Source organism: Streptomyces sp. PA03-1a (assembly GCF_033792805.1).
Classification (GTDB): domain Bacteria; phylum Actinomycetota; class Actinomycetes; order Streptomycetales; family Streptomycetaceae; genus Actinacidiphila.
The window spans coordinates 1-17545 of the sequence record NZ_JARAVO010000044.1 but is presented as its reverse complement, the minus strand read 5'-3'; the positions used below and the strand labels follow the sequence as shown (position 1 = coordinate 17545).

At 75.4% G+C, this 17545-nt stretch carries 14 protein-coding genes; 7 read left to right on the top strand and 7 right to left on the bottom strand.

All coding sequences use genetic code 11. The annotated features are described in order from the left end of the window. Positions 1 to 4: 4 nt before the first annotated feature. The 3 genes from PV341_RS12520 to PV341_RS12510 form a co-directional block, all read right to left on the bottom strand. Complete coding sequence (locus PV341_RS12520) at positions 5 to 910, bottom strand: DMT family transporter (RefSeq protein ID WP_500328964.1); 906 nt, start codon at positions 908 to 910, stop codon at positions 5 to 7. Positions 911 to 1115: 205 nt separating this feature from the next. Next, positions 1116 to 2312, bottom strand: a complete 1197-nt coding sequence (locus PV341_RS12515; RefSeq protein ID WP_500328963.1) for a MarP family serine protease — start codon at positions 2310 to 2312, stop codon at positions 1116 to 1118. 274 nt (positions 2313 to 2586) lie between these two features. Then, positions 2587 to 4110: an MFS transporter gene (locus PV341_RS12510; protein WP_500328962.1), complete on the bottom strand. Its 1524-nt coding sequence runs from the start codon at positions 4108 to 4110 to the stop codon at positions 2587 to 2589. Positions 4111 to 4296: 186 nt separating this feature from the next. Between PV341_RS12510 and PV341_RS12505 the strand changes: the two genes are divergently transcribed. Together PV341_RS12505 and PV341_RS12500 are read left to right on the top strand one after the other, a co-directional pair. Then, positions 4297 to 4566, top strand: a complete 270-nt coding sequence (locus PV341_RS12505) for a DUF2630 family protein (RefSeq protein WP_500328961.1) — start codon at positions 4297 to 4299, stop codon at positions 4564 to 4566. Continuing rightward, positions 4563 to 4871 carry a GNAT family N-acetyltransferase gene (locus PV341_RS12500; RefSeq protein WP_500328960.1) on the top strand — a complete coding sequence of 103 codons (309 nt, stop codon included), beginning with the start codon at positions 4563 to 4565 and terminating at the stop codon, positions 4869 to 4871. Before PV341_RS12505 ends, PV341_RS12500 begins: the two co-directional genes overlap by 4 nt. 94 nt (positions 4872 to 4965) lie before the next feature. Here the strand turns inward: PV341_RS12500 and PV341_RS12495 are convergent, their stop codons facing one another. Next, positions 4966 to 5607 (bottom strand): TetR/AcrR family transcriptional regulator, encoded by a 642-nt coding sequence (locus PV341_RS12495; RefSeq protein ID WP_500328959.1) that lies wholly within the window; start codon positions 5605 to 5607, stop codon positions 4966 to 4968. 133 nt (positions 5608 to 5740) lie between these two features. Next, positions 5741 to 6181: an OsmC family protein gene (locus PV341_RS12490; RefSeq protein ID WP_499512309.1), complete on the bottom strand. Its 441-nt coding sequence runs from the start codon at positions 6179 to 6181 to the stop codon at positions 5741 to 5743. A 229-nt stretch (positions 6182 to 6410) separates the two neighbouring features. Here PV341_RS12490 and PV341_RS12485 point away from each other — a divergent pair, with 229 nt between their 5' ends. The 4 genes from PV341_RS12485 (at position 6411) to PV341_RS12470 (ending at position 12479) form a co-directional block, all read left to right on the top strand. Further along, positions 6411 to 8945: a SpoIIE family protein phosphatase gene (locus tag PV341_RS12485; protein WP_500328958.1), complete on the top strand. Its 2535-nt coding sequence runs from the start codon at positions 6411 to 6413 to the stop codon at positions 8943 to 8945. 258 nt (positions 8946 to 9203) lie between these two features. Continuing rightward, positions 9204 to 10682: a dihydrolipoyl dehydrogenase family protein gene (locus PV341_RS12480; protein WP_500357756.1), complete on the top strand. Its 1479-nt coding sequence runs from the start codon at positions 9204 to 9206 to the stop codon at positions 10680 to 10682. A 76-nt stretch (positions 10683 to 10758) separates the two neighbouring features. Beyond that, positions 10759 to 11712 carry a hypothetical protein gene (locus tag PV341_RS12475; protein WP_500357755.1) on the top strand — a complete coding sequence of 318 codons (954 nt, stop codon included), beginning with the start codon at positions 10759 to 10761 and terminating at the stop codon, positions 11710 to 11712. Beyond that, positions 11709 to 12479, top strand: a complete 771-nt coding sequence (locus tag PV341_RS12470; protein ID WP_500357754.1) for a peptidoglycan-binding domain-containing protein — start codon at positions 11709 to 11711, stop codon at positions 12477 to 12479. The genes PV341_RS12475 and PV341_RS12470 overlap by 4 nt, the downstream gene beginning before the upstream one ends. Here the strand turns inward: PV341_RS12470 and PV341_RS12465 are convergent. Further along, on the bottom strand, positions 12428 to 14029 hold the full coding sequence (locus tag PV341_RS12465; RefSeq protein WP_500357753.1) for an IucA/IucC family protein: 1602 nt from the start codon (positions 14027 to 14029) through the stop codon (positions 12428 to 12430). The genes PV341_RS12470 and PV341_RS12465 overlap by 52 nt on opposite strands. A gap of 74 nt (positions 14030 to 14103) precedes the next feature. Here PV341_RS12465 and PV341_RS12460 point away from each other — a divergent pair, with 74 nt between their 5' ends. After that, complete coding sequence (locus tag PV341_RS12460; protein WP_500328953.1) at positions 14104 to 15765, top strand: IucA/IucC family protein; 1662 nt, start codon at positions 14104 to 14106, stop codon at positions 15763 to 15765. 265 nt (positions 15766 to 16030) lie between these two features. Here PV341_RS12460 and PV341_RS12455 read toward each other — a convergent pair whose 3' ends face one another. Then, on the bottom strand, positions 16031 to 17386 hold the full coding sequence (locus tag PV341_RS12455) for a hypothetical protein (RefSeq protein WP_500357751.1): 1356 nt from the start codon (positions 17384 to 17386) through the stop codon (positions 16031 to 16033). Between the last annotated feature and the right edge of the window lie 159 nt (positions 17387 to 17545).

The following is a 17545-nucleotide window of genomic DNA, read 5'->3' as shown; positions in this document are numbered from 1 at the left end:
CGGTTCACATGGTCGAGGCGGCGGGTTCCCCGGCCGGGCTGGCCAGGTCCTCCTCGGGGTGGACGCACTTGTACAGGCACTGGGTGCGGGACATCGCGAAGACGCCGTAACTGAGGACCGCGAACCCCGCCAGCGCGGGCAGCAGCCAGAAGCCGGTGCGCGGCTGCTCGCCGTAGAGCGCGACCCCCAGGCAGAAGCCGACGACGGCGTCGCCGAGCGTCAGGGCGGGCTGGGAGGCGATCAGCGGTCCCCCCTGCATCGCGGTCCCCAGCAGGAACAACGAGAACCCGCCGGCCGCGGCGAAGGCGTAGGTCTGCCAGGACAGCAGCCAGGCCGCGATCCCCTGGTGCTCCAGGACGTCCATGGACGACTTGATCAGCGCGGCCGTGAGGGCGTTGCCGACCGCCGCCGCCCCACCGAGGCAGGCGGCGCGCATCAGTCCGGTGGGCCGCCGCAGCCCGGCGAGCACCAGCACGGCGCCGAGCCCGCCGACGATCAGCAGCGTCGGCACCCACCAGATGCCCGGCACCTGGTCCCGCCCACCGCTGGGCGCCATCGAGAAGAGGAACAGCGCCAGGCCCCCGGCGATGCACGCCACACTGGCCCACGCCTTGTGGGACAGCTCCACGTGGAAGACCATGCCGCCGATCACCAGGGCCAGCGGCAGTTCCAGGATGAACACCGGCTGGACCGCGGCGAGCGAACCGGTACCCAGCGCCAGGGCCTGGAAGATCGCGGCGAGGATGACGCCGAGGATGCCGGCGAGCCAGACCGGGGTGCGCAGCAGGTCCTTCATCAGGCCCAGGCGCAGCGACTTCGAGGCGGGGACGGTGAGCACCGCGCGCCGCTGCAGGACCGTCCCGAAGGCGTTGCTGCAGGCCGCGAGGACGGCGAAGAGGATGGAGATCATGACAACGGCACCACTCCCGCGTGCTCGGCCGCGGTCGTCCTCGTCCGGCTCGGCGCCGGACGACGCTCGATGGTTTCTATGTCTTCGATGGGTTCGTCCGGTTTTCCGCGTAAAGGGAAAGTCTAACGTCGAACGTATGCGGAGGCCCGCCGCGGTCCGGCGGTCACCGCGCGGCCGTCACAGCGCGGCCGTCACAGCGCGGCCGTCACAGCGCGGCCCGGTCGCCGGTGTCCACCGGCTCCGTGGCGCGCGCCCCGCGCAGCGCGTCGGAGCGCACCTCGTCGGCGGTCAGCACGTAGCCCGTCGTGGAGTCGGCGGTGGAGCGGGCGAAGACCACCCCGTAGACACGTCCGGAGGTGTCCAGCAGCGGGCCGCCGGAGTTGCCGGGGCGCACCACGGACCGGACCTGGTAGATGTCGCGGGTGACCGTTCCGTCGCCGTAGATGTCCTGGCCGGTGGCGCGGATGCGGCCGGCCACCGTCGCGGCGCGCAGGTCGAGGCCGCCGTCCTGCGGGTAGCCCGCCACGACCGCGCCGTCACCGCTCACGGCGTCGCCGGTGAAGCTCAGCGCGGGCGCGTCCAGCCCAGGGACGTCCAGGACGGCGACGTCCTTGCCGGGGTCGAAGAGCACCACGGTGGCCCGGTAGGCCCGCCCGAGGCCGCCGACCTGCACCGCGGGTTCGTCCACCCCGGCCACCACGTGGGCGTTGGTCATGACGTGCTCGTCGGCGAAGACGAAACCGGTGCCCTCCTGGCCCTGACGGCGGCCGTCCACGAAGGCGACGCCCTCGATCTTGACGGTGCTGCGCGCGGCCGCGCCGGCCGCGGCGGTGGTGACGTTGTCCCCGGAGGGCGCGGGCACCCCGTTGACGGGCTCGGACTCGAAGGGGTTGAACACCTGCGGGAACCCGGCCTCGGCCAGTGCGCTGGTCGCCCTGCTGAACCAGGTGGGTGCCTGCCGGGGCATGGTGTCCTGGACCGCGCCGAGCACCTCGGACCCGCGGATCGACTGCGCCAGCACGCTGGAGGAGGACGTCACCAGCACGCTCGCGGCCACCCAGGCGACCAGCAGCACGGCCACGGCGTTCGCCACCGCGCCGCCCACCCCGTCGAGCCAGCGCAGCGGGCCCCAGTCCAGACCCGTCCGCACCTTCCAGGCGACCCCGGAGGCGAGGGCGTGCCCGCCGGCCGCGGGCACCAGGACGGTCAGCAGCGCGACCAGCGTCGCCCGTGGCGTGCCCGACTCGACGTACTGCAGCACGTACGGCAGCAGCCACACGCCGACCACCGCACCGCCGAGGAAGCCCGCGAGCGAGATGCAGCCCACGACCAGTCCGCGCCGGAAGCCGGCGACGGCGTAGGCGACGGTCAGCACCAGCAGCAGGAGGTCGAGCAGGTTCAACCGAGGGGCCTTTCGACGAAACCCTGTGGACCAGTGAAAACGCACATTAACTGCCCATAGGTTCCCTTTTGCGGTGCACCGCACGCAGATTCCGTCACATCTGCCCCGGGCTCCCCGGATCACCGTGGAATCGCATGGGAAAGGCCCGGCACGGCTTCCGTGTGCAACCACGGACGCCGGCACCGGGCCCTCCGTCGCACCGCACCCCGTCCCCACGGGTCGGCGCGTGCGGGACCTTCCCACCGCTCAGGGGCGGCCCCGCAGCTCATTCCCCCTACATGTGGACGACCGGGGCGGCCTCAGCATTCCCGTCCTGAGCAGGAATTCCACGCCGGTAGAGCAGGAAGCTGATCACCAGGCCGGCCGCGAAGAAGGCCGCGGCCCACCAGTAGGCCGTCGCGTAGCCCTCCAGCGCGGCCTGCGCCTTCACCAGCGGATCGGTGCGGTGGGCCAGGGCGTAGTCGGTGGCGGCACCGGTGGCCAGGGTGTTCAGCAGCGCGGTGCCGATCGAGCCGCCGACCTGCTGCATGGCGTTGACGGCGGCGGAGGCGACACCCGCGTCCTCGGCGCCGACACCGGTGGTGGCCAGGTTCATCGCGGGCGGGAAGATCAGGCCCATGCCCAGGCCGATCACCAGCAGCGGCGGCAGCACGTCGGCCGCGTAGCCGCTGTCCAGGCCGAGCCCGGTCAGCCAGGCCAGGCCCGCCGCCGCGAGGCCGAAACCGGCCGGCACCACGGGCTTCGGGCCCACCCGGGGCACCAGCACGGTGGTGGCGACCTGGGCGCCGACCATCAGGGCGCCGACCAGTGGGAGGAAGGCCAGGCCCGTCCGCACCGAGGAGTAGCCGAGGGTGAGCCGCAGATAGTAGGTGAGGAAGAGGAAGACCGCGAACATGCCGGCGCTGGAGACCAGCGAGGCGGCGAAGGAGGCGCCCCGGTTGCGGTCCAGCAGCACGCGCAGCGGCAGCAGCGGGTGCCGCGCCCGGGTCTGCCACCAGGCGAAGGCGGCCAGCAGCAGCGCGCCCGCGGCCAGGCAGCCCCACACCTGCGGCGAGCTCCAGTCGTGGCTCTCGGCGTTGGAGAAGCCGAAGACGACGGCGAACAGCCCCGCGGAGACCAGCACGGTGCCGGGCAGGTCGATCGTCGCGCCGGGACGGCGGCTCGCCCGCCGCAGCAGGGCCGCGCCGCCGAGGAAGGCGACCAGCGCGAAGGCCAGGTTGACGTAGAGGGTCCAGCGCCAGTTCAGGTACTCGGTCAGCACCCCGCCGAGCAGCAGGCCGACGGCCGCCCCGGAGCCGGCGATGGCGCCGTAGATGCCGAAGGCGCGGGCGCGTTCCCTGGCGTCGGTGAAGGTCGTGGTGAGCAGCGAGAGCGCGGCGGGTGCGAGGAGCGCCCCGAAGGCTCCCTGCAGGGCCCGGGCGGTCACCAGCATCTCGAAGCTGCCGGCGGCGCCGCCGAGCGCGGAGGCCCCGGCGAAGCCCGCGACGCCGACGAGGAAGGCGGTCTTGCGGCCGAAGAGGTCCGCGATCCGGCCGCCGAGCAGCAGCAGGCTGCCGAAGGCGAGGGCGTAGGCGGTGACGATCCACTGCCGGTTGCCGTCGGTGAAGCCCAGGTCGGCCTGGGCGGAGGGGAGGGCGATGTTCACGATGGTCGCGTCGAGCACGACCATCAGCTGGGCGATGCCGATGACGGCGAGGACCCACCAGCGCTGCGCCGCCGGGGCGTCGGGCGCCTTCGTCTCGGCCCCCACGGGGGGTGCGCCGGTGCCGGCCTTCGGCTCGGCGGTGCTCTGGGACATGCGGGACGCGCTCCAGTCGGTCACGGGGAGGGCAGGGAGGGGTCGGGACGCCGGGAACCCGACGAGATACGAAACCGTTTCGTACACGTCGAGACTAGGGCCCGCCTTATCGAAACGCAAGTGTTTCGATCGAAGGGGCGCAACCGGCTGCCTAGAGTGGGAGCCGAGGACCGAGGAGGTGCGGCCGTGGCCGAGCAGCACGCGGGAGATCGCCCCGAGAGGGCGATCCTGGAACGGATCAGCGCGATGGTCTCCGACGAGCGGACCCTGCGCGAGCTCCTCAGCGAGGGGCGGGTGGACAGCGGGACCGAGCAGGCCCGGCTCGACGAACTGGAGCGCGAGCTCGACCAGTGCTGGGACCTGCTCCGCCAGCGCCGCGCCAAGACCGAGGCGGGCGGGGACCCGGGCGAGGCGAAGGTGCGCCCCTCGCACACCGTGGAGGGCTACCAGTCGTGAAGAGCGACGCACAGGTGACGGACACTCCCGGCGCGCGACGCTACGAGGCGCACGTCGGCGGCAGGCTGGCGGGCTTCGCCACGTACATCCGCACCCCCGAGATGATCGCCTTCCTGCACACCGAGGTGGACCCGGAGTTCGAGGGCCGGGGCGTGGGTTCCGCGCTCGCCCGCCACGCGCTGGACGAGGCGCGGGAGCACGGCCAGAGCGTGCTGGCGGCCTGCCCGTTCATCGCGGGCTGGATCGCGCACCACCCCGAGTACGAGGACCTGGAGTACCGGCCGCGCAGCACGGTCAGCGACTAGGCCTGTCGTCAAAGCAGTGCCGGCCGCCCGGAGGGCGGGCCCCGCGGGGTCTGGTGCGGTACATCGCACGGCGGAGAGGCGCCCTCGTCGTGGGCTACTCGGACGATTCGCCAACGCAGCGAGGCGCCGTGCCGCGACCGGGTCCGATGCCGAGCGCCGGCAGCACCACCGCGTCGATGTAGCGGTGCATGAAGGCGGCGTCGACCTCCACGTCCTCCAGCAGGCGGCGGGTGATCACGGCGCCGAGCATCATGTGCGGCATGAACTCGGCCGCGGGGACGGCCGCGTCGATCTCCCCCCGGTCGGCGGCCCGCCCCAGCAGCTGCCGCACCCCGGTGAGCTCGGGCTCGATCAGGTGCTGGCGCATCGCCTCGGCGAGGTCGGGGTTGGTGGCGGAGGCGTGGGCCAGGCCCCGGATCAGCGGGGTGTCCACGTCCGAGCCGTCGCCGATGCGGTCGGCGAGCTCGTGCAGGTCGCCGGGGAGCGAACCGGTGTCCACGTTCTCCACGTGCACCGGCTTGGTGCACCTGAGCGCGGTCACGACCAGCTCCGGCTTGCTCTTCCACTGCCGGTAGAGGGTGGCCTTGCTGGACCGGGTGCGGGTGGCGACCGCGTCCATCGTCAGCGCGTCGTACCCGACCTCGCGCAGCAGGTCGATCACCGCGCCGTACAGCTCCTGCTCCCGCTCGGGCGTCAGCCGGGTGCGGCGCGCCGGTGCGCTCGCGTCGGTCGTCATGTTCCGTGCTCCGTCTCTCGTCCCCTGCGAAACGGTTTCGTATCCCAACGACAATATGGCACCGCCCACCGAAACCGAAACGTTTCGATGGGCGGTGCACACGGTCCGGCTCACGCGCCGGCGCCGCGCGGCGTCAGGCCAGCGAGGCCGTGAGCGTGATCTCCGTGCCCGCGAGCGCCTTGCTCACCGGGCAGTTCGCCTTGGCATCCTCGGCCGCCTTGACGAACTCCGCCTCGTCGATCCCGGGCACCTCGCCCTCGACGGTCAGGTGGATGCCGGTGATCCCGGTGCCCGGCTTGAAGGTGACGTCGGCCTGCGTGCGCAGCCGGGTCGGCGGGGTGCCCGCCTTGCCCAGGCCGGCCGACAGGGCCATCGAGAAGCAGCTGGAGTGGGCGGCGGCGATGAGCTCCTCGGGGCTGGTCTTCCCGCCCGGCTCCTGGGAACGGGCGACCCAGGTCACCGGGTACTCCCCGATGCCGGAGGAGTCGAGGGTCACGACCCCGCTGCCCTCCGTCAGACTGCCGTCCCAGACGGTGTGCGCGACCCGCGTGGTGGAGTGCGGCGTGGTGGACATGGTGGATCCTCCCAAGTACGGCGTACGGCTGCGGCGGGTCCAAGTCTTCACCACCGCGCGCCGCTTCGCGAAGCGATCTCCCCCGCCGTGACGGTCGTGTTGCCCCCTGTCAAACGGGCCGTCACCCACAAGGGTGGCTGTACGCAGGGATTTCACCGACCCGCCCCCTGTCGCCGTGCCGCCGCCCTACGTTCGGGACCTGGGACGCGGACGTCAAGGAGTGAGCCTGGTGGTCGAATCCGTGCGGGTACCCATCCTCGCTTCGTGGGAGCGCTGTCAGACCGCCGGCCTCGACCCCGAACGGCTCGAGGTCCCGTACACCGACGACGTCGACCCCACCGGGGCACTGGTCCGGGCCGCCGGTCCGGTCCTCGACCGGCTCGCCGGCACGCTCTCCGGCACCCGTACCGCCGTCCTGCTCACCGACGACCGGGGGCTGGTGATCGACCGCCGGGCCGCCGAGCCGCCGCTGCTGCCCGCCCTTGACCGGGTCCGGCTCGCCCCGGGCTTCAGCTACCACGAACTCGACGCCGGGACCAACGGCATCGGCACCGCCCTGGCCGCCCGGCACCCCGTCCGCGTCTCCGGCGAGGAGCACTTCTCCGCCGCCCTGCGCGGCTTCACCTGCTTCGGCGTGCCCGTCCGCCACCCCCTCAGCGGCCGGGTGGAGGGCGTGCTCGACCTCACCAGCCTGTACGGCGACGCGCACCCCCTCATGGCCGAACTCGCCCGCGGCTGCGCCCTCGCCATCGAGCAGCGGCTCCTGGAGGAGTGCGGGGAGCGCGAACGCGCCCTGCTGCAGGGCTACCTGACCGCCGAGCACCGCGGCGCCGCGGCCGCCCCCCTGCGGCTCGACGGCGTGGGGCACATCCCCGGCGTCGGCCCGCCGGCCGGGCTCACCGACGGGGACGAGTCGGTGCTCGCCGAGACCGCGGCCGGGCTGATCGCCGCCGGACGGCGGGAGGCGCTCGAACTCCCCCTCTCCCACGGCCGCACGGCCCATCTGCTGTGCCGGCCCCTCGCGGGCGGCGCCGTCGTGGAGGTCAGCGTGCCCGGGGACGCCGGCGCGCGCGGCAACGCCCCGGGCGGGGCCGCGAGCCGCCCGCTGCTGGTCGGCGAGCCGGGGGTCGGCCGCCTGGCCGTCGCCGCGCGCCGCCGCCTGGAACTGCTCAGCGACGCCGCCCTGCGGATCGGCACCACCCTCGACGTCGCCCGCACCGCCCGCGAGATCGTCGAGGCCGCCGTGCCCCGGTTCGCCGACCACGCGACCGTCGACCTGTACTGCCCCGTCCTGGACGGCACGGCCCCCGGTGCCCCCGGTGCCCCCGGGGCGGAGCTGCGCCGGGTGGCGACGGACGGCGCGGCCCGCGGCCACGGCCCGTACGCCAGGGGCGAACCGATTCGCCTCGCCCCGGACAGCCCCCAGGCCAGAGCGCTGTACGGCGGCTCCGCGGTCCGCGACACCACCCCGGGCCCCGACGGCGAGCCGAGCGCCGTCCTCGCCGTCCCCCTGCGCGCCCGCGACACCCTGCTGGGCGTCGCCACCTTCCAACGCGCCGCGCGGACGGAACCGTTCGCCGAGGACGACCTCACCCTCGCCCGCGACCTCGCCGCCCGCGCCGCCGTCTGCATCGACAACGCGCGGCTCTTCACCCGCGAGCACCACCTCGCCCTCGAACTCCAGCGCAGCCTGCTCCCCCACGGCGTACCGGAGCAGCACGCCGTGGACGTCGCCCACCGCTACCTCCCCGCGGCGCGCGGCCGGGTCGGCGGCGACTGGTTCGACGTCATCCCGCTCTCCGGCGCGCGGGTGGCCCTGGTCGTCGGTGACGTCGTCGGGCACGGGATCCACGCCGCCGCCGCCATGGGCCGGCTGCGCACCGCCGTGCACAACTTCTCCGCCCTCGACCTGCCCCCGGACGAGCTGCTTGGCCGCCTGGACGACCTCGTCGTCCGCCTCGACGACGAGAGCGGCGCCGGTCCCGGCCTCGCCGGCGCGACCTGCCTCTACGCGGTCTACGACCCGGTCGCACGGCGCTGCCAGCTGGCCCGGGCCGGCCATCCGCCGCCCGCGCTGCTCGCCCCGGACGGCGAGGTGCGCTTCCCCGACCTGCCCGCCGGGCCGCCCCTGGGCCTGGGCGGACTCCCCTTCGAGTCCGCCGAGTTCGCGGTCCCCGAGGGCAGCGGCCTCGTCCTGTACACCGACGGCCTCATCGAGGGCCGCCACCTCGACCCGGACACCGGGATGCGCCGGCTCGGCCGCGCCCTCACCGCCGTCCCGCGGGGCTGCCCGCCGGAGGAGGTCTGCGCGGCGCTCGAGGCCGCGCTGCGCCCCGCCCCCTCCGCCGACGACGTCGTCCTGCTCGTCGCCCGCACCCGGTCCCTGGACGAGCGTCAGGTCGCCTGCTGGGACGTCCCCGACGACCCCGCGGCCGTCTCCGCGCTCCGCTCCGCGATCACCCGCCGGCTGCGCGCCTGGGGCCTCGACGAGCTCAGCTTCACCACCGAGCTGATCGCCAGCGAGCTGATCACCAACGCCATCCGCCACGGCGCCGGCCCCGTGCAGGCCAGGCTGCTGCGCGATCGGGCGCTGGTCTTCGAGGTCGCCGACGCCAGCGGCACCTCCCCCCGGCTCCGCCGCGCGGCCACCACCGACGAGGGCGGCCGCGGGATCTTCCTCGTCGCCCAGCTCTGCCGGCGCTGGGGCACCCGCTACACCGAACGGGGCAAGGTCATCTGGACGGAGCAGCAACTGCCCGCCTGAAGCTGCCCCGACCGGCGGCCGCGGACGCCGGCACCCTCGGGCGCCGCCTGCGGCCTCGCCCTGATGGCCCACCAGTCGCGCGGGATCCCGCTCCCCATGCGCCCCGGGCGATGTCCACGAAGCGCGCTCCCGGCGCCGCCGCCCGTCCCGCCCCTGGGGCCGGTCACCACGGCGGGGACGCCCCTCGCCGTACGGGTGAAGCGGCGGGACACGCTGGTTCCGGCTGTGCGCGGACGCGGTGTTGCCTACGGTGGGACCATGACCACGGCGGCAGACAGCAGCACGAACGCGAGCACGGACACCTACGACGTCATCGTCATCGGCGCGGGCCCCACCGGGGAGAACCTCGCCGACCGCACCAGGCAGGCCGGACTGACCACCGTGGTGGTCGAGGCGGAACTGGTCGGCGGCGAGTGCTCCTACTGGGCGTGCATCCCCAGCAAGGCGCTGCTGCGCCCGCAGGCCGCCCTGGACGCGGCGCGGGCGGTCGCGGGGGCACGAGAGGCGGCCGGCGGGCGGCTCGACGCCGCCGCGGTGCTGGCCCGGCGCGACTGGTGGACGGGGAACTGGAAGGACGACGGGGCGGTGGGCTGGCTGGACTCGGCCGGCATCGACCTCGTCCGGGGGCGCGGCCGGCTCGACGGCCCGCGCCGGGTCGTGGTCGACACCCCGGACGGCGGCGCGCGCGTCCTGGTCGCCCGGCACGCCGTGGCGGTCTGCACCGGTACCCGCGCGCAACTGCCCGACCTGCCCGGCATCGCCGACGACCACGTGTGGACCAGCCGCGACGCCACCAGTTCCCCCGAGGTGCCGGGGCGGCTCGTGGTGGTCGGCGGAGGCGTCGTCTGCGTCGAGATGGCGACCGCCTGGCGGTCGCTCGGCTCCGAGGTGACCGTGCTGGTCCGCGGCTCCGGGCTGCTGCCCCGCTGGGAGCCGTTCGTGGGCGAGCTCGTCGCGGACGGGATGCGCGCCGCCGGGGTGGACATCCGCACCGGCGTGTCGGTCACCGAACTGCGGAGGGCGTCGGAGTCCGGGCCGATCACCCTGGCGCTCTCGGACGGGTCGGAACTCGTCACCGACGAGGTCCTGTTCGCCACCGGCCGCGTCCCGCACACCGACGCCCTGGGCCTGGAGACGGTCGGCCTGACCCCCGGGTCGTGGCTGGACGTCGACGACACCTGCCTGGTCAAGGACGTCGAGGGCGGCTGGCTGTACTGCGCGGGCGACACCAACCACCGCGCCCTCCTCACCCACCAGGGCAAGTACCAGGGCCGTATCGCCGGCGCCGCCATCGCCGCCCGCGCCATGGGGGAACCCCTGGACACCGCCCCCTGGGGCCGGCACGCGGCCACCGCCGACAACGTCGCCGTCCCCCAGGTCGTCTTCACCGAACCCGAGGCCGCCGCCGTCGGCATCACCGCCGAGCAGGCCGAGCGGGAGGGCCGCCGCGTCAAGGTCGTGGACTACGACATCGGCAACGTCTCCGGAGCCGGGCTGTACGCCGACGGGTACAAGGGCAAGGCGCGTGCCGTCGTCGACCTGGACCGGAGTCACCTCGTCGGCGTCACCTTCGTCGGCCCGTCGGTCGGCGAACTGCTGCACTCCGCCACCATCGCCGTCGCCGGCGAGGTGCCGCTGGAACGGCTGTGGCACGCCGTACCGGCCTTCCCCACGATGAGCGAGGTGTGGCTGCGGCTGCTGGAGACCTACCGGGACGCGCCGGACGGCGAAGGCTGACGGAGACGGCGGCCCCGGGCGCCTGCCGATAGGATCGCGCCCTGCTCGTCGAGTCCAGGTCGAGGGGACAGCTGAGGTGGGGATTTTCCGGCGCGGGCCGAAGCGTGACCAGCGGGACGCACCCCGCGACCCCGAGTACGCCTTCTTCTCGGTGGACGAGGGCGCGCGCTTCCGCGCGATCGTGCGCGAGTCGTTCGCCGAACTCGGGCTGGAGGTCACGGTCTTCGCGGACATGGTGACCGACGACTCCGGCCGTCGCTTCGGGCTCGGCAACCTCGCCGCGCTGTGCCACAACGACCGGCGCGGCCCGCGCGTGTGGCCGCTGCTGGCGCGGGAGCACATCGGTGCGGTGCTGCGCACCCTCGACGGGCCCTCGCCGCTGGAGACCCTGCCCGCCGAGGAGATCCGCGAACGGCTCTACCCGCGTCTGGTCACCCCCGAGGCGATCGACCCGGAGACCTTCCGCTACGCCCGGATCGCCGCGCCCGGGCTGCTGGAGGTGCTCGCCCTGGACCTCCCGGAGAGCGTGATGACGCTCGCCGACCACGCCCTGGTCCCGCTCGGCGACGCCCGTGAGCTGCGCGGCCGCGCCCTGCTCAACCTGCGCGACCTGCCGGTGGAACGGCACGAGGTGGTCCGGCACGCCGACGTGCGCTTCGACGTCCTCGTCGGGGACTCCTTCTTCACCGCCGCCCGGGTGCTGGTCCTGGACGAGCTGGTGGAACGGGTCACCGGGGAGCCGCTGACCGCCGACGGGGCGCTGGTGGCCATGCCGTTCCGGCACCAGCTGGCCTTCCACGCCATCCGTGACAGCGGCGTCATCCCGGCGCTCAACGGCATGGCGGGTTTCGCGGCGGCGGGCCACGAGGACGCGGTGGGCCCCATCAGCCCGTACGTCTACTGGTGGCGGGACGGCGTGCTGACCCAGCTCAGCCGGAAGGACGGCGACGGGCTGCTGATCACCGTCGGCGAGGAGTTCCAGGACGTCCTCGAACGCCTCGTGCCCGACCAGGCGGGCGAGGAGAGATGAACGACGGCCGGCCGGGCGGGACGACCGTCAGACCGCTGATAGGCGTGGGCCCCGAGGGGCCCGCGCCCGACTACGCCGAACTGTTCCCCGACACGCAGCACGGCACGGGCGGTGGCCCCGGCGACCCGCAGGAGCCGCCGCGGGTACCGCACCCGGCGGGCGGGCACCGCAGGGCGCGCGGCGGGGCGGCCCGCTCCCGGCGGCGCCTGCGGGCCGTCGTCACCGTGGCCGGGGCGGTCGCCGGCGTCGGTGTCCTGGCCCTGCTCGGGCACCTTGTCACCGGTCCGGGCGGGGCCGACCGCGCGCTGCCCGATCCGAGCACCTCGCCGCCGCGGCTCGCGCTGCCCACCCTGCCGGACTCCGACGGCACCGCGGAGCCCTCGCGCGGCGCCCCGGTCCCGTCGGCGCGCACGGGCGCGGGCGAGGCCTCCCTGTCCGCCTCCGGCTCCGGTTCCGCGTCCGGCACCCTGCCACGGGCCTCCGCCACGGGCACCGCGACCGCCGCCCCGGGCGGCACCACCGGCACCGCGACCGCCGGTTCCGGCGCGGTGCTCAAGCCCGGTTCGCGCGGCCCCGAGGTCGTGGCGCTGCAGCAGCGGCTCACCCAGGTCCAGCTCTACGACGGTCCGGCCGACGGCAAGTACGACGGCGGCGTCAAGTACGCCGTCCAGCGGTACCAGATGGGCTACGGCGTCACGGGCGACACCTCCGGGTTCTACGGCCCCGCCACGCGCCGTTCGCTGGAGTCGGTCACCACGGCGCCCTGAGGCCGCAGCGGGTTCGGCAGCGGCAGGTAGCGGGCGGCGGCGCCGTCCGCGCCGGTCCAGCGCAGCAGCAGGTTGGTCTTCGCGGGGATGTACGGGGCGGCGAGCAGCTCCCGCACGGGCGCCGGGTCCCCCTGACCGGCCGCCCACTCCACGAGGAACGCCCGGGCCCGCGCCCACAGCACCGGCGTGAGCTCCGGGTGGCGTTCGGCGACCGCGCCCGCGATCTCCAGCAGGTTGTTGGTGACGAGGCAGTAGACCAGCCGTTCCCAGCCGTGGGCGGCGTCCACGCCGGGCCCGGGCGCGTCCGGACGTGCGTGGCGGCCGAGCAGCTCCTGGTGCCGCTCCTCGACCAGCTTGACCCCCTCGTGGTCGCGGAAGAGCGCCTGGCCGGGCACGCCGTCGGCGTCCACGGCGACGAGCACGTTCTGCAGGTGGCACTCCAGCACCGCACCGTGCCGGAGGTACGCGTGCAGCACCGGTGGCACGACCTGCCGCAGGTACGCCTCCCACCAGGCCAGCGCGCCGTCCACGGTCAGGCCCGGCGCGGCGAGCGGGCTGCCCTCGTACCCCTCGGCGACGGCCGCCGCGAGCAGCGGGGTCAGCCCGGGGCGCAGGTGCTCCCCGAAGCCGTCCCGGACGAGCACGGCCAGCCCCTCGAACGCGTCCCGGCCGCCCAGGTCGGCGGTCCGGTAGCCGCGGTCGGACAGGACGTCCGCCTCCGGTACCGCGCGCAGCACCTCGTCCACCGGCCCGAGCCAGCGCAGGTCGTGCCGCCACAGCCGGCGGATGTCGTTGGTGATCCGCACGTCGAGGCTGAACTTCAGGAAGAGGTCGGCGTCCGGCAGGTAGACCGTCCGCAGGGACGCCGTCGGCACGGCCGGTACGGCGGTGTGCCCCAGACGCAGCAGACGTCCGTCCCGGAACGCGGGGAGGCCGCCCAGCAGGGCCAGCTGCCAGGGGTGCGCGGGCAGGACCCGGTAGCCCTCGGGGACGTCCGGGTACAGCCGGTCGAGCACCGAGGTGTCGCCCTCACCGGCCAGCAGGTCCGCCCGGACCGCGAGCAGCGTGAGCGGGAAGCTCGTGTGCGCCTCCGGCGCGTACCGCAGCCAGCTCTCCGGCGGGCCGCCGCCGCGGGTCTTGGGGGCGGGGTGGTGGCGGTGGCCGGCCACCAGGGCCTGCTCGGAGCGCAGGTACGGATCGGCGGGCGGCGGCGCGTGCTCGCGGGCCTCCAGCAGGGCGGCGAGCACGTCGCGGCTGTCGCCGATCTCGGCGGGCAGCCCGGTGCCCGCGACACCGGTGCGCGCGGTGAGCTCCGCGGCGGCGACGTCGACCAGCGCCTCCAGCGGGAGCGGCCGCCAGCCGTCCCCGGCGCGCAGCTCGGGCCCGGCGGGATGGCGCCCGGCCCGCACCCGCAGCAGCCGGCCGGTCGCGGGCAGCCGGTGGACCGGACGGCCCCCGTCCTCGCCCGCGGCCTCGGCGAGCTCGCGCAGCAGGCAGTTCAGCAGGGCCGTCGCGGAGAGCGCCTCGGCGCGGTCCCAGGCGTCACCCACGACGGCTCGTTCCCGCTGGTCGGTGCCCTGGTCGATGCACGGTCGGCCGCCTCCTCGTAGGGTAGGGACCCATCATGTACCCGCACTCGGCGGCTGCGACGCGGCGCCCCCTGGAGACGGCGTTCGCGACCGAGCTGGCGACGCTCCGCCCCGACCTGCACGACGCGTACACCGCCGCGCTCCCCGGTGCGCGCGCCGCCGTCCTCGGCCGTCTGTGGCGTGCCCTGCTCCTGGAACCCCTGCCGGGCATCGCCTCGCGCGGCCCGGACCGCGTGCTGTTCCTCGACGGCCGGGTGCTCACCGGGCCGCGGCGGCTGCCGCACGACCTGGGGTCGCCGGACGAGCCCGCCCTGCCCCTGCTGCTGGACGGCCGGTCCCACGACCACCCGGCCGCCCTGGTGGAGGCCCTAGGGCTGCCGGGATCGGGCCTGCTGCGCGACGAACTCGACGACAGCGTCGCCTCGTTGGCCCTGTCCCTGGCGGGCGCCGCGGGCCTGGCGGGGCACGGCGGCCGGCCGCCGACCCTCGCCTCCTTCGAGCAGGGCGTCGTCGACGGCCATCCCTACCACCCGTGCTGCCGCAGCCGTCCCGGCTTCTCCGTGGCCGAGCAACTGGCCTACGGGCCCGAGCACCGGCCCGTCGTCGCCCTCGACCTCGTCGCCGTCCCGGCCGCCCGCTCCCTGGTCACGGGCGCCTGGCCGGACCGGTTCCGCGACGGCGACCGGGTCCTGCTGCCCGTCCACCCCTGGCAGACCCGGCACATCCTGCCCGCCCTGGGGCTGCGCCCGTACGCCGAGGCCGCGGTCCCCACCCGGCCGCTGATGTCGGTGCGCACCCTCGCCCCGCTCGACGGCGGGCCGCATCTGAAGACGGCGCTGAGCATGCGGATGACCTCGGCCGTCCGCGACATCTCGGCCCGCTCGGTGACCGACAGCGAGCCGCTGTCCGCGCTGCTGGACGAGCTGACCCTGCGGCTCGGCGGCGGCACGCTGCGCGTCACCCGCAACCTCGCGGCGGCCGCCGCCGTCGTCGGCGGTGAGGCCAGCCCCGACCTCGCGGCGCTGCTGCGGGAGTCCCCGTCCGGTTTCGCCGACCCGGCGGCCGGGGAGAGCGTGCTGCCCGTCGCCGCGCTCACCGGGCGGCCCGCCGACGGCGGGCCGCCCCTGCTCCGCTCACTGCTCACGGCCGCGGGACCGAGCGCCCCGCACGACGGCACCGCCTGGCTCACCGCCTTCGCCCGGCTCGCACTGCCGGCCATGCTGCGGCTGCTGTCCCAGGGCGTCGCCCTGGAGGCGCACGGGCAGAACCTCCTGGTCGTCCTCGACCGGCACGCCCGGCCGCTGCGGCTGGTCTACCGCGACCTGGCCGACGTCCGGATCAGCCCGGCCCGCCTCGCCCGGCACGGCATCACCGTGCCCCCGCTCGGCCGGGGCCTGAGCGACGACCCCGCGGTCCTGCACGCCAAGCTCTACGGCTCCCTGGTCGCCACCACGTTCGGCAGCCTCGTCTCCGCGCTCGGCGAGGCCCATCGCCCCACCGAGGCACGGCTGTGGGCCGCGGTGCGCACCGAGGCCGCCCGTGCCTTCGACGCCCTTCCCGCCACGGCGGACACCCGCACCGACCGCGCGGCCCTGCTCGCCGCCCCCGAACTCCCCGTCAAGGCGCTCACCTTGATGCGGCTGGAGACCTCCGCGAGCGGCGACCACTGGACGGGCCTGCCCAACCCCCTGCGCTGACCACCCGATCCGGCGGCCCGGGACGTTCGCGCCCGGCGACCAGATGACGCCGCCGAACGGCACGAGCAGCGCACCGCTCCCCCGTGCCGGAACGGCCACAACGAGAGGCCGCCGACCAGACAGAAGGCCAGGACGGACGCGCACGTGGCGACCAGCACACGGGTGCGCCCCGCCCGGGCCACCAACGAAGACCACTGGACGGGCCTGCCCAACCCCCTGCGCTGACCACCCGATCCGGCGGCCGGAGCTGGGCATCGGGCCGGGGTCAGGCCCTCGGCCGGAGGGAGCCGTCGTCCAGGAGCCATTCGCGGTGCAGGGCGCCGAGCGGGACGCGCTGCTCCATGAGCGGGGTGCCGAAGACGCCCAGGCGCAGTTGCAGCGCCCCGGTGAGGTCCACACCGCCGTACAGCGTCCAGGCCAGGGCCGCGGAACCGGCGCTGCCCCGGGACGCGGCGCCGGCCGTGGCCTCACCGCGCAGGTAGGGCGCGAGGTCGGCGGTGACCCCCACGGCCCCGTACAGGCCGACGCTCGCCTCGGCGCCGACCGTGGCCTTGACCCGGCCGGTGGCGGTCAGCGCGGCGCGGACCGGGGTGCTCGTCATGTCGGCCGCGGTGACCGGCCGCCAGCCCGCGGTCCGCTCGTAGTCGCCGCCGAGGCGGAAGCCGCCCTTGAGGTCCTGCCGTACGTCGACGCTCACCGTGCCGTCCGCCTCGACCTGGAGGTAGCAGGTCAGGTCGAGGTTGACGACCACCGGGACCGGCCCGACCTGGATGACCGGGTCCGCGTGCAGCCTGGCGAAGGGCACCCGCAGCGGCCGGCCGCCGTCCGCCGGCACGGCTGCCCGGCCGCGCACCTCCCAGCCGGAGGTCCACCGTCCCGACAGGCCGAGGAACGCGGCGTCGGGCGAGAGCGCCGGACCGCCGTCGTAGGAGAACTCGACCTCGGGCGCGACCTCGACGTAACCGGACACCCGCAGGCCCGCGGCGGGCACCCCGCCCTCCGCGCCGACGTCCAGGCGCAGGCTGCCCAGGGGCAACCGGGCACCGCCCGGGCCTGTCGTACGGCTGCCCGGCGTGGCCCGGGAGACCTCGACGTCCGCCACCAGGGGCTCGACGTCGACCTCCGCGGGGTCGACCGGCACGGTGCCCTCGGCCTTGTCCCGGCCGAGCAGGGCGCTCATCGTGGCGGGCGCCGTCTCGACCCGGGTCCGTGTGCCGTCGCCGTCCAGGACGCGGGTGACCTCGGCCAGCAGCCCGTCGGGGGCGCCCGGGGCAGGACCGCTGGCGATCACGTCGCCGGTCCGCGGCGTCTCGGCGGCGGAGATGACGGCCCGCCGGGTCCTGTCGTCGTACGAGGCGACCTTGAGCGCCGCCCGCCGGGCGCGCCCGTCGCCGCCTGCCCGGGCGACGGCGGTCGAGGTGTTCGTGGGCGCCGCCTTGACGGCGAGGTCGTGGGACGGCGCGGCCTGGACGCCGGCCGCGGCCCGCGCGGTGGCGGACGGCGGTGCGGCCGGGGCGGAGGTGGCGGCCGAGGGGGCGGCGGCGGCCGAGCACCCGGCGAGCAGCAGGGAGACGGCCGCGGCGGCGGCCAAGCGGACGTGCCTGGAGGCGGATGCGCGCATGGAGGGTCCTCGGAGCGTGTGGTGGGGGGTACGCACGGCAGAGAGGGCGACCCGCGACTTACCGACGGGTAACAACCGCCCCGAGCATCCCACGTGGCCCGGGCGCCCCGTGACGGATCCACCCCCGGCCCTGCCATGACCTCGGTCACACGCCACGCC

What these genes read in the sequence shown, in the direction of transcription:
- PV341_RS12520 (WP_500328964.1), bottom strand. Translation starts at nt 910, where the DNA reads ATGATCTCCATCCTCTTCGCCGTCCTCGCGGCCTGCAGCAACGCCTTC.
- PV341_RS12510 (WP_500328962.1), bottom strand. Translation starts at nt 4,110, where the DNA reads ATGTCCCAGAGCACCGCCGAGCCGAAGGCCGGCACCGGCGCACCCCCC.
- PV341_RS12495 (WP_500328959.1), bottom strand. Translation starts at nt 5,607, where the DNA reads ATGACGACCGACGCGAGCGCACCGGCGCGCCGCACCCGGCTGACGCCC.
- PV341_RS12490 (WP_499512309.1), bottom strand. Translation starts at nt 6,181, where the DNA reads ATGTCCACCACGCCGCACTCCACCACGCGGGTCGCGCACACCGTCTGG.
- PV341_RS12480 (WP_500357756.1), top strand. Translation starts at nt 9,204, where the DNA reads ATGACCACGGCGGCAGACAGCAGCACGAACGCGAGCACGGACACCTAC.
- PV341_RS12470 (WP_500357754.1), top strand. Translation starts at nt 11,709, where the DNA reads ATGAACGACGGCCGGCCGGGCGGGACGACCGTCAGACCGCTGATAGGC.
- PV341_RS12460 (WP_500328953.1), top strand. Translation starts at nt 14,104, where the DNA reads ATGTACCCGCACTCGGCGGCTGCGACGCGGCGCCCCCTGGAGACGGCG.
- PV341_RS12455 (WP_500357751.1), bottom strand. Translation starts at nt 17,386, where the DNA reads ATGCGCGCATCCGCCTCCAGGCACGTCCGCTTGGCCGCCGCCGCGGCC.